Annotated in this window: 9 protein-coding genes; 4 read left to right on the top strand and 5 right to left on the bottom strand. The window is 37.0% G+C overall.

From position 1 onward, the window contains the following. Positions 1–920: 920 nt before the first annotated feature. Both NKR74_RS06135 and odhB read left to right on the top strand, forming a co-directional pair. Positions 921–3,776: a 2-oxoglutarate dehydrogenase E1 component gene (locus NKR74_RS06135; protein WP_098310766.1), complete on the top strand. Its 2,856-nt coding sequence runs from the start codon at positions 921–923 to the stop codon at positions 3,774–3,776. 105 nt (positions 3,777–3,881) lie between these two features. Then, positions 3,882–5,129, top strand: a complete 1,248-nt coding sequence (odhB, locus tag NKR74_RS06130) for a 2-oxoglutarate dehydrogenase complex dihydrolipoyllysine-residue succinyltransferase (RefSeq protein WP_253628981.1) — start codon at positions 3,882–3,884, stop codon at positions 5,127–5,129. Positions 5,130–5,176: 47 nt separating this feature from the next. Here the strand turns inward: odhB and NKR74_RS06125 are convergent, their stop codons facing one another. Further along, positions 5,177–5,746 (bottom strand): helix-turn-helix domain-containing protein, encoded by a 570-nt coding sequence (locus tag NKR74_RS06125; RefSeq protein WP_253628980.1) that lies wholly within the window; start codon positions 5,744–5,746, stop codon positions 5,177–5,179. A gap of 192 nt (positions 5,747–5,938) precedes the next feature. On the opposite strand from NKR74_RS06125, the gene NKR74_RS06120 reads away from it, so the two are divergent. Further along, positions 5,939–6,865, top strand: a complete 927-nt coding sequence (locus NKR74_RS06120; RefSeq protein ID WP_098310763.1) for a DMT family transporter — start codon at positions 5,939–5,941, stop codon at positions 6,863–6,865. Between the two features lie 58 nt (positions 6,866–6,923). Next, a complete protein-coding gene (locus NKR74_RS06115) occupies positions 6,924–7,745 on the top strand; it encodes a hypothetical protein (RefSeq protein ID WP_253628979.1) in 822 nt (273 codons plus the stop codon). Positions 7,746–7,779: 34 nt separating this feature from the next. Here NKR74_RS06115 and NKR74_RS06110 read toward each other — a convergent pair whose 3' ends face one another. From NKR74_RS06110 to trpA, 4 genes are all read right to left on the bottom strand, one after another. After that, complete coding sequence (locus NKR74_RS06110) at positions 7,780–9,117, bottom strand: FAD-dependent oxidoreductase (RefSeq protein ID WP_253628978.1); 1,338 nt, start codon at positions 9,115–9,117, stop codon at positions 7,780–7,782. 77 nt (positions 9,118–9,194) lie between these two features. After that, a complete protein-coding gene (locus NKR74_RS06105) occupies positions 9,195–9,665 on the bottom strand; it encodes a GNAT family N-acetyltransferase (RefSeq protein WP_253628977.1) in 471 nt (156 codons plus the stop codon). 84 nt (positions 9,666–9,749) lie between these two features. Next, the gene (locus NKR74_RS06100; protein WP_253628976.1) at positions 9,750–11,246 is read right to left on the bottom strand and encodes an L-lactate permease; all 1,497 of its coding nucleotides are present in this window, start codon (positions 11,244–11,246) and stop codon (positions 9,750–9,752) included. A gap of 267 nt (positions 11,247–11,513) precedes the next feature. Further along, positions 11,514–12,266: a tryptophan synthase subunit alpha gene (trpA, locus tag NKR74_RS06095; protein WP_253628975.1), complete on the bottom strand. Its 753-nt coding sequence runs from the start codon at positions 12,264–12,266 to the stop codon at positions 11,514–11,516. Between the last annotated feature and the right edge of the window lies 1 nt (position 12,267).

Raw genomic sequence — 12,267 nt, 5'->3', positions numbered from 1 at the left:
TTCCATTCACAAGGCCCTAGGAACACACAAAAGTCAAGGCCTTAACTCAGCTTCTGGTAAGGATTAAGACTTTTGTTTGCCGTTACCAGTGACCGACACCCTCTAATTTTCGCCGTTACTTGTGGTATAGTTCTCCGCACTTAATAGAGAGTAAAACGTTTAAAAAGGAAACTTTATTTAGTTTAATTGTATAATACTTCACATTCTCCTGAAAATACCCATATTATCTATAAGCTCGATCTTCCACAATCTAGCCCCTTAATGGAACAACATATTTGCTATTTTCAAACAACATTATTGTACAAACCAATATTTTGATTAATCTTTTTTGTAAACGGTCGAACTTTATTTCAAATCCACATTTCCTCTTGTATTATCTCTATTCATTTACACAACTATTTGTTCAAACTATCATAGAATATTACATCTAAAAAATATAATTTTTTCTACAGACAATTTAACATTTCTCTCCTTTTCATCTAGCACCTACACTCTCTTCTACTAATTTTCATCTCTCAATGAATAAAAAATTAACAATCAATTCTAAATTTTATCTTTTTTCCTATTATACTTTGTTATATTGTTGTATAATATTTTTGAAAGCGTTTATTATTTTAATATACATAATTTAAAACGTTTTTTATTTGAACATTCATACATTTCAGACTATTTATGGTTGGTAATTCAATTCCAATTTATCACAATGTATGTAACGATTTTATCGCACTGATTTACTTAATAATAGGAGTAATCCTCTGGGTGATAAGTAATTGTGAATGTTTTTTTACAAAACAGATAAGTAATAACGTTTTGTATTATGTAAATTATCGTAATAACATAAGAAATATAAAATGAATTGCACTCGTTACTATTTCATTCATATTGAAAGAAACAGCCTAACGAGTAGGAGGTTTTGTCAAATGACGACGAAGAATACAAATACAAACAACCCGTGGGCTAAGTTCCATGGTCCTAACCTTGGCTATGTCATTGAACAGTACGATCGTTATGTAGCTCAGGAAGGTTCTGTTGATCCGGAGTTAGAAGAGCTTTTTGCAAGATGGGGCGCTCCTCCTTTTCATGCAGATTTTACAAATGTAAACAGCAATGTCTCTAATTTTTCTTCTCAAAACAATACAGATATAGAAAAAGTTCTAAAAGCTGCAAAGGTTTTAGAAAATATTCGTTCATACGGTCACCTATCTGCACATATTAATCCACTGGAGGAAAAAGTGGATGGGCAGTTTTCTTTAGAGGGACTAGGCGAAAATGATTTGAAAGCGATTTCAGCGAAAATGGTTTGGGCAAACGCACCTGCAGATGTGCAAACAGCATTTGATGCGGTTAATAGATTAAAAGATGTTTATTCAAAATCTTTAGCTTATGAGTTCGCTCATGTGCACGATAGCGAAGAACGCGCATGGCTGCAAGAAATGGTGGAATCAACTTCTCTGTATCATCCATTATCAAACGAAAAACGAATTGCAGTCTTAAAACGTTTAACAGCAGTCGAAGGTTTCGAGCAATTTTTGCATAAAACATTTGTTGGTCAAAAACGCTTTTCTATAGAAGGCGTTGACATGCTTGTCCCTATGCTTGATGAAATTATTTCTGAAGGCGCTAAGGGCGGCGTGAAAGATATTATGATTGGTATGGCTCACCGCGGACGTCTAAGCGTACTCGCTCATACATTAGAAAAACCTTACAGTCACATGTTTACTGAATTTAAGCATTCAGCACCGATGCAAGACAAGGACAAAAACAATGTCGGCTGGACGGGAGATGTTAAGTATCATTTAGGTAAAGAGCAATTAATTGACTCTGATGGTTCTCTTACTCGAGTTACATTAGCTAATAACCCAAGTCACTTAGAATTTGTAGACCCAGTTATTGAAGGTTTTGCACGTGCTGCTCAAGAGAATCGACAACAAGCAGGTTATCCTGAACAAGATGTTTCTAAATCTTTTGCAATTTTAGTGCATGGTGATGCTGCTTTCCCTGGTCAAGGTATCGTACCTGAGACGCTGAACTTAAGCAGACTGAAAGGTTATCAAACAGGCGGCACAATTCATATTATCGCCAATAATGCAGTCGGATTCACAACTGATAGTTCTGATTCCCGTTCTACAAGATATTCTAGTGACCTTGCGAAAGGCTTTGATATTCCGATTGTGCACGTAAATGCTGATGACCCTGAAGCTTGTCTTATTGCAGCTACTCTTGCTTTCCAATACCGTACGCTGTTCAAAAAGGATTTCCTAATTGACTTAATCGGATATCGCCGCTTTGGTCATAACGAAATGGATGATCCAGCAGTTACACAACCGAAAGTATATAAAAAGGTTAGCAAGCATCCTACTGTAAGAGCTTTATACGCTGAGCAATTACAAACAAAAGGAATTCTACATGTAGAAGAAGTTGAAACAATTACGCAATTCGTGCAAGAGCATTTGAAAGCTGAATATGCTCAAGTTTCTTCAGATAAAAAAGAAGTAAGTGCTAATATTCCAGTTCCAGAAGTAGTTGCAAATGGAATTCCACAAATGATGACAGGTATTCCATTAGAAACACTTCAAGAATTAAACACGAGTCTTCTGCAATGGCCGGAAGGTTTTAACGTATATCCAAAGTTGAAAAAAATTCTTGAACGCCGTGAGAGTGCATTTAAAGATGGTGGTAAGCTAGAATGGGCAAATGCCGAGGCGTTAGCGTTTGCTTCGATTTTACAGGACGGTACGCCAATTCGTCTAACAGGACAGGATTCAGAGCGCGGTACATTCGCACAGCGTCACATTGTACTACATGATACAGAAACGAATGAAACATATTCACCAATGCACCGTCTACCACAAGCTCGCGCTTCCTTCGCGGTTCATAATAGTCCGCTTTCAGAAGCTGCTGTTGTAGGATTTGAATATGGCTATAACGTATTTTCTCCTGAAACACTTACAATGTGGGAAGCACAATACGGAGATTTCTCTAACACAGCACAAGCATTGTTCGACCAATTTGTTTCAGCAGGAAGAGCAAAATGGGGACAAAGATCTGGACTTGTACTACTCCTTCCTCACGGTTATGAGGGTCAAGGTCCTGAGCATTCCAGCGCTCGTCCAGAACGTTTCTTACAGCTTGCTGCAGAGAATAACTGGACAGTTGCAAACTTAACAAGTGCAGCGCAATATTTCCATATCCTGCGCCGCCAAGCAGCAAGTCTTGGAACAGACTTTGTAAGACCATTAGTAATTATGACGCCAAAGAGCTTGTTACGTCATCCACTTACATCTTCACCTGCTTCTGAGCTAAGTGAAGGCAGCTTCCAAACTGTTCTAGAGCAACCGAACCTTGGAACAGATGCAAGTAAAGTGAAACGTCTTGTATTAACTACAGGTAAGATGGCAATCGACTTAGCAGTAGATGTTGAATCTAACAAACAAGAGCATAATCTAGATGAAGTGCATATCGTTCGCGTTGAACAACTGTATCCATTCCCTAAAGAAAAAATCCAAGCAATCGCTCAGCGTTATGAAAACTTGGAAGAAATCGTATGGGTACAAGAAGAACCAAGAAATATGGGCGCTTGGCACTATATCGCACCAATTCTATTCGAACTTGCTTCTGGCAATATGAAAGTGAACTATATTGGACGTCCGGACCGTTCAAGTCCATCAGGCGGCGATCCACATGTTCATAGAAAAGAGCAAGAGTTAATTATTAATCAAACACTTAATATCAATTTCAAGTTACAAGAAGAACAAGACTTCGTTCACAATAAGTAATAAAGTATTCCCATGAATGGGGGGCGTTCCCCCATTCATGTTTAGAGAAGATTATCACAAAACATATCAAATCAATTGTTAGGCAAATAGGGGAGGACATTTAAAATGATTGAAATTAAAGTACCTGAGCTTGCAGAATCTATTACAGAAGGAACTATTTCTCAATGGCTTATCAACGTAGGTGAAAAAGTTGAAAAAGGCGCAAGCGTTGTTGAGCTTGAAACAGATAAAGTCAATGTAGAAATCATTGCAGAAGATTCAGGTATTGTATCACAACTACTAGGAGAACCTGGAGACACAGTTGAAATTGGTGATATTATCGCAATTTTAGATGCAAACGGAACTGCAGTAAGTACACCTGCTCCAGAGCAACCAAAACAAGAAGTTACTGAAGCGCCAAAAGCTGAGGCTCCAAGTGCAGCACCAAATAAAACACCTTTACAAGGCCTTCCAAATACGGATCGTCCTATCGCATCACCTGCTGCTAGAAAAATGGCACGTGAATTAGGAATCGACTTAAATGAAGTACGCAGCACTGATCCACTTGGCCGTGTAAGACCGCATGATGTACAAGCACATGCTACTGCGCCAAAAGAACAACCAAAACAAGAAAAACAAAGTCCAAAACCAGCTGCAACTACTGAGTTTGAAAAACCAGTTGAGCGCGTAAAAATGTCCCGCCGCCGTCAAACAATTGCAAATCGTCTTGTAGAAGTTCAACAAACGGCTGCAATGTTAACAACATTTAACGAAGTTGATATGACAGCTATCATGGAATTACGTAAAGAACGTAAAGATGCGTTTGAAAAGAAACATGATGTTCGTCTTGGCTTCATGTCATTCTTCACAAAAGCAGTTGTAGCAGCATTAAAACAATTCCCATTATTAAATGCTGAAATTCAAGGTGATGAGCTTATCATTAAGAAATTCTATGACATCGGAATCGCTGTAGCAGCTCCAGATGGATTAGTTGTTCCTGTTGTACGTGATGCAAACCAATTAAACTTCGCTGAAATTGAGAGCGAAATTAGCAACCTTGGTAAAAAAGCTCGTGATAACAAACTTACACTGAAAGAACTACAAGGTGGAACATTCACAATTACAAACGGAGGCGTGTTCGGTTCTCTTATGTCAACACCAATCCTAAACAGCCCACAAGTAGGTATTCTCGGTATGCATAAAATCCAAGTAAGACCAGTTGCGATTGATGCAGAACGCATGGAAAATCGTCCAATGATGTACCTTGCTCTATCTTATGACCACCGCATTGTAGATGGAAAAGAGGCTGTTAGCTTCCTTGTTGCGGTTAAAGAAATGCTTGAAGATCCAAAATCACTATTACTAGAAGGTTGATCATTTTATAGATTGTAGAACCCCCTTGCATTTGCAAGGGGGTTTTCTTAATTTCTACTTCCATAAGAAGGTGCCGTTAAAACAAACAAAACATTCACCATATCCTCAGTCTCATTTTTAAACTTGTGCTTCATAAAAGGCGGAATTCGAATGACATCTCCTTCTCGTAAAACATACTCTACTCCCTCAAGTACAACACAAGCTGTCCCTCTCATGATAATAGCAATTTCTTCTTTATTGTGCTTGTAGTGGCTTTCTGTCGTTTGTGAATTTGGATTTAAATCCATCATTAATATTTCTACATTTGCTTTCATAAAATCTGGAGTTAATATATCGTAGACAATATGTTCATTATTCGAACGATACACCTTTTTTCGTTCCTCTTTTCTGACAATCAATGATTCATGGTCAATATCATTTACAAATAATGTGAACAGCGGTACATTTAAAGCTTTTGCAATTATTTTTAATATATTTAATGAAGGATTTGCAAGTCCTCTTTCTAATTGACTAATTAAAGATGTACTTATACCCGTTATTTCCGAAAATTCTCGAATACTATATCCCTTACTTTTTCTATATTCTAAAATTGTATTCCCTAAACTATAGTTTGACATCATACAGCTCCTGATCGATTTTATTATTTTCATACAAATATACGATTACCGTTTAACATACTAAACATCGTCTTAATATATTGAACGCTACACTCTCTGTTATATATACTATGATTAGTTAATTATAATAAACATTGTACAAAATAATAAACACTACATTTCCAAACTTTGAATAAATAGGAGGACTTTACTTTGAATCAACCACGCGCTCTTTTACTTTATTTTTTATTATTTTTCGGAGTTTTTGCTCTTTCAACATCAGCTATATTTGTAAAACTTTCTAGCGCTCCTGCACCTGTTATAGCCTTTTATCGGATGCTGTTCTCTACTATCCTTATATTACCTATGTTCTATTTTAATAAAAATGCTATGCAGGAAATTAGACATTTAACAAAAAAACAATGGATGCTAGGTAGCCTGTCTGGAGTTTTTCTTGCTATTCATTATATACTTTGGTTTGAATCTTTACGTTTTACATCTGTAGCAAGTTCAACTGTACTTGTTACACTTCAACCCTTATTCGCCTTCGTTGGAGGGTACTTCCTTTTTGGAGAAAGATTAAGAGGCCTTGCAATTGGAGGTGGAATATTTGCTGTTGCTGGTAGTTTTGTAATTGGCTGGGGAGATTTCAAAATCGGCGGTACAGCCTTATTTGGCGACATTCTTGCCTTGCTCGGAGCTGCTATGATAACAGCTTATTTCTTAATCGGACAACACTTAAGAAAAAGTTTATCCCTATTCCCTTATACCTTTATTGGTTATGCAACTAGTTCCTTATTCCTATTTGGATATTCGTTTACTCTAGGATATCCTCTAACAGGTCACTCATCATATGACTGGCTATGGTTCTTTTGTTTAGCATTTATTTCAACATTACTTGGACAAACAATTTTTAATTGGCTCATTAAATGGCTCAATACTTCAACGATCTCAATGAGTATATTAGGTGAACCAGTTGGGACATGTGTATTAGCTTATTTTATTCTGCATGAGGTAGTTACTGTTCAGCAATTGGTAGGGTCTAGTATTATATTAACGGGTATCTTTTTATTCTTAATGTACAATAAACCTGTAAAGTTAGAAAACAAAACGAGACATACAAAAATAACAGTAGACTAACACTAAGAAATTATCGTAATCTACTATTTATAAACTAACATATAGACAAGGTGACAAAATGGAATTAGGAAACTTCTTTTTTAATACGCTTATTACAACCTTTATACAGTTAGCTTCGTTAGTAGGATGCATTATTTTAGTTGGACTTTTATTAGGATATTTAGAAAATCGTTCCCGAACATATTGGACAATGGCCTTTGGAAGAAATGGGTTCCTCTTAACTTCATGGATTGGAACACCCATTCACGAATTCGGGCATGCATTTATGTGTGTCTTGTTTCGACATAAAATCGTGGATATTCAGTGGTTTCCAACGAATACGAGTAACGGGTATTTAGGATATGTGCAGCACGAATATAATCCTAAAAGTATATATCAAAAAATAGGTAATTTCTTTATCGGCATTGCCCCTATTTTTTCTGGAATTGCCGCGCTAGTTGCTTTAATGTATTTTCTTACACCGCACTCATACGCGGCATTTATGAATGATATTGAAACAAATATTCAGCCAAACGGCGTCATGAGTGATATGATAAAAAGCACTGTTTTATCTTCTATCCTATTATTGAAAAGCCTTTTTACTATTAACAATCTATTAAATCCTTATTTTTGGCTATTTCTCATTCTTGCAATCTGTATCTCTACGCATATTGCCTTAAGTAAACCCGATATAAAAGGTGCATTAGATGGACTTATTACAATCTTCTTGTTCCTATTCCTTTTCAACGTTATAGGAGGCCTTCTTCATTTTGATAGTCATACAATTATCGCAAATATAGCGAAGTATAATGCTTACTTCCTTGCTTTTTCCAGCATCGCTATTTTATTTTCATGCATTACTGTAGCGATAAGTTATATCCTTTACCGAATGAAACGATGATCTAAATAAAGCATCTCTTGAAAAAAGAGATGCTTTATTCTGCCCTTCTTGCTGCCTGCTGCAACGGATCCCACACACTGTTGTAAGGAGGAGAGTAACTTAAATCTACATCTTCTAAATCATGAATCGACATTTTATGGAACAGTGCCATCGCAAGTACATCTACTCTTTTATCCACGCCCTGCTCTCCTATAAATTGTCCGCCTAACAATTGCTGTGTGTCTGTTCGATACAATAATTTCACGTGCAGTGGTTTCTTACTCGGATAATATCCCGCTATGTTTGTCGCATCAATTTTTACAATTTCATATGGTATTTGTAATTGTTTCGCTTCTTTTTCATTCAAACCTGTTCGTCCTAATGTTATATCCATAAATTTCATAATCGCTGTCCCGACAATCCCTTTAAACGCTCTTCGTTTATCAACCATGTTCAGTCCTGCAATTCGTCCTTGTTTGTTTGCCGTTGTTCCAAGCGGGATATGGTCATGTTTTTCTTTTATAATGTGGTACTGCGTAGCACAGTCTCCTGCCGCATAAATGTCCTCTATATTTGTTTGCATATAAGCGTTAACTTGGATAGCGCCTTTTGGGTTTCTGATTATTTCTGTTCCTTCTAGAAAATCAGTATTTGGTTTGACTCCAACTGATACTAAAACAAGATCTGTTTTGTACGTTCCTTTATCTGTTTCCACAGATTCAACATGCTCTTTTCCTTGAAACGATTTCACATTTTCATTTGTAAGTATCTCAATGTTATGTTTCTTTGCTTCTTCATGAATATATGCTGCCATATCCTCATCGAAAACAGTACCTATATGTTGATTTCTCTCAATCATACGCACTTTTTTACCGAGTTCAACAAATGTTTCTGCCATTTCGAGACCGATTGCCCCGCCGCCAATTATCGTAACATGTTCAACTTTCTGATTATGAAGTGTCTCCATAATTCGCTTTGCATCTGGAATCGTTTTTAATACATGAACCCCTTGTAATTTACTCCCCCTCCAGTCCGGCATAATCGGATGCACTCCAGTTGCAATTAGTAAACGATCATATTCATATTCAAATGGCTCTGATGTTTGCGTATGTATGATGCCGCACACTTTTTTACTTGCTGGATCTACACGTGTCACTTCATGATACACTTTGGCATCAATTTGATACTTGTTTCGAAACGTATCAACGTCCCTAGCAATTAAGTTTTCAGTAGACTCAATCACTCCGCTAATCGCATAAGGAAGACCGCACTGCGCATACGAATAGATGTCGCCTTTTTCTAAAGTTATTACACTTGCTTCTTGGTCATTACGAACAATTTGCATTGCTGCACTCATTCCGGCTGCATCTCCGCCTATAATAACGTATTTCACCGTATCACTCCTTATCATCATCTATCGTTTACATTTCCCATATTTTTCATTTATCAATCATTTTTTTATATTCTTCATTAACATTGTGAGCCCTTTTTTAATAGCAGTTTGTACAAACATTCCCCCTCAATCATTCTCCCTGTATCTTCAAATCCAATACTTTCATACAGTTGTTTTGCAACTAAATTTTTCGGTGCAAAAGATAAAAAAATTTCATTACAATTAGCATCTTTTTTCAGCTCTTCTATTACATGTAATAGCGCTGTCCTCCCGTAACCTTTTCCTTGATATTTATGATCTATCATGAGTCTACATATTTCAAAAAAGTTATGTTGTTCACAATACCCATACATTGTAAATCCGACCATTGTTTCATCGTTGTATATTGCCTTCGTAATCCAACCTTTTTGAACTTTCGACTGCGCCAATGATAAAGCATTTGAAGCAACAAACTCTTCACAAATAAAATGTTTGTCCTCTATATTTGTAGTTAGGAATATACATTCTATCCAATTCTCATTTGTAATATCTCTTAAGTTTATACTCATCCCATGCCCACTCTCTCTTCTTTAGTCTACGAAATTATATATTTCTACAAACAAAAACACTTCTCCTATAAGAGAAGCGTTTCTTTACATAATCAAATACCACACTAAAACCTCTCCTACCACAATCAAAACGGCTCCAAAAATCATAAGCGTCGTCTTCTTTAGCAACTCATTTTCCCGAAATGGAATGTTACATAAATAAGCGCCAAGCGTAATGCGTGATGGACAAGCAATGGTAGCAAAAGAAGAACTTGTATTTTGCACCGTCGTGACGAATTGCCACGGAAGTCCCACATTTTGCGCTGTTTGCATTTGTAATTTAATAAACATGGCGTTTGACCCGGCATTACTTCCCGTTAAAAAACCGCCAATACCACCGATAAATGGTGCAACAAAAACAAACATCATTCCAAATGTATGGCCAGCTGCTTCCGCTAATAACATATGCATACCTGATGCACCCATTAGTTCCGAAATGGCAATAAACATGGTCGTTGTAATCGCAAATGGGATCCATTGTTTCACTGTTTGCAGCAATGACTGCTTTATTATAATAGAAGGAACTCGGAAGAAAATAATGGTAAATAAACACGTAATCCCAAGCCAAAACCCTGGTGAATACAATAATTCAAGTTTGTAAGAATAAGATGGTAGGTTAATAACCACATGTGATTGTAACGCACTATGAAACGATGGAATCAAACGAGAGAACAATATACAGACTGTCAAAAATAAATACGGGCTAATAATCTTTACAATAGAAACTTCCTGCTGCTGGGCAGCAGCATGCTCTGAGTACACTTCCTTCTGTTGCCTTGCCGTTATTTTAATGATGATAAATCCAAATGTTATCGTTACAATCGCACTTAAAATCCCAGCTAATTCAACGCTCACATATACATTAGACAAATAAATAGATAACGAGAATAATAGAAAAAATCCCGTTGCTTCTTTCCATTTTTGTACCACCGCAGACCAGCCACCAACTATATATAAAGAAAGCATGATAAAATACGCAAATATTGGGATACTTAATAGCGCTGTACCAGATCCAAGTTGTACTAAAGGCATACCAATAAGCCCTGATCCAATAATTGTTCCAGTTGCCATCGCTCCCCATGAGCTTGCTAATAAACCGATAAATGAAAGTAAAACTGCTTGAAACGGTTTATAACCAAGTGAAATAAAAATAGGAGCCGCCACCATAAAGCCAATTCCAAAACCACTTACCGATTCAATAAGAGGACAAATTCCAAAACACATTAGGAGCATTTGCAGTAAACGATCATGTGTAACATGTTCCATAAAACGAGCAACCTGGTTAATATATCCCATTTTATTCATAAGGTGAAATAAAAAAATACCGAAAAACAAAACATATCCGACGATAAAACAAATTAAACCACCCTTAATCGTCGCATGAACAACCTCCCCCATTCGCAAGCGAAACATCGGTGATAGTAAAACGATTCCGCTGCATACAACATAAGAAATTAACGAAGCTTTAAGAGATGTTTGCTTGAATACAAATAAACAAATAAAAATCATTACAATCGGAATAAGAGCCAGCAATACCGCCATACAATCATCTCATTTCTTGGAAGATACAATTGTATTTATTATATAATAGAAGAAAGAATTTTCAATCAATTAAGAAATAGTTTTTCGTTATCTATTTGAGGGCACAAATAGAAGGAGGAGGCTACCTTAACAAGCAGCCTCTCCCTTCTATCCCGCTATTCGCCCCACCTTAAGATTCAGAAATAGGTGGGGGCCCGTAAAAGCCCAATTGGGCGGGCTTTCCGTCAGTGGTGAATGAAGAACTCCACCACTGACGAAGGTTTCACTTTATTTCACTGCAGCAATGAGCTCGCGAATTTCATCTTGCTTTTCATTTTCTAACAGCTCAATCACTTTACTTCCGACCACAACTCCATCACATAATTTAATCATTTCTTCTATTTGCTCCGTAGTTGATATGCCAAATCCTGCAACAACTGGAAGCTGAACATGCGCTTTCACCTTTTCTAAATAAGCTTGCAATTCTTGCTCGAAATCACGCCGTACCCCAGTTACACCAGCTACTGTAACAGCATATACAAACCCTTGTGATTCACTTGTAATCTTTTGAATTCGTTCAATCGAACTCATTACCGTTACAAGCGGAATAAGAGCAATCTGTGCCCCGCGCAATAGCGGGGCAATAATATCTTGTTCTTCATATGGAAGATCTGGAACGATAATCCCATCGACGCCTGCTTCAATGCACCTTCCAATAAAACGTTCTTTCCCGAACGCTAAAATAGGGTTTAAATACGTCATTAAAACAAATGGGATTTGCACTTCTTTCCTTACTTCCGCAAGTGCTTGGAAGATTCCTTCAAGCGTTGTTCCGTTTTCTAGTGCTCGTTTTCCTGCCCTTTGAATGGTCGGTCCATCTGCAACTGGGTCAGAAAAAGGAATGCCAATTTCAACAATGCTTGCCCCGGCTTCATCTAAAAAACGAATTTGTTCTTGTAAATCGCCATCTCCCCCCATTACGTACGGGATGAATGCTTTTTCTCCATTTTGAAATGCTGCAGTAATTCTTTCTACTCCCATC

This window comes from Bacillus sp. 3103sda1, assembly GCF_024159135.1.
Taxonomy (GTDB): Bacteria; Bacillota; Bacilli; order Bacillales; family Bacillaceae_G; genus Bacillus_A; species Bacillus_A rhizoplanae.
The sequence above is the reverse complement of the archived record's forward strand: the minus strand, read 5'-3'. Positions and strand labels throughout refer to the sequence as shown.

Bases quoted from the DNA above. Each gene is read 5' to 3' on its own strand.
- NKR74_RS06105 (WP_253628977.1), bottom strand. From the start codon at position 9,665: ATGAGTATAAACTTAAGAGATATTACAAATGAGAATTGGATAGAATGT.
- NKR74_RS06115 (WP_253628979.1), top strand. From the start codon at position 6,924: ATGGAATTAGGAAACTTCTTTTTTAATACGCTTATTACAACCTTTATA.
- NKR74_RS06125 (WP_253628980.1), bottom strand. From the start codon at position 5,746: ATGTCAAACTATAGTTTAGGGAATACAATTTTAGAATATAGAAAAAGT.
- trpA (WP_253628975.1), bottom strand. From the start codon at position 12,266: ATGGGAGTAGAAAGAATTACTGCAGCATTTCAAAATGGAGAAAAAGCA.
- odhB (WP_253628981.1), top strand. From the start codon at position 3,882: ATGATTGAAATTAAAGTACCTGAGCTTGCAGAATCTATTACAGAAGGA.
- NKR74_RS06100 (WP_253628976.1), bottom strand. From the start codon at position 11,246: ATGGCGGTATTGCTGGCTCTTATTCCGATTGTAATGATTTTTATTTGT.
- NKR74_RS06135 (WP_098310766.1), top strand. From the start codon at position 921: ATGACGACGAAGAATACAAATACAAACAACCCGTGGGCTAAGTTCCAT.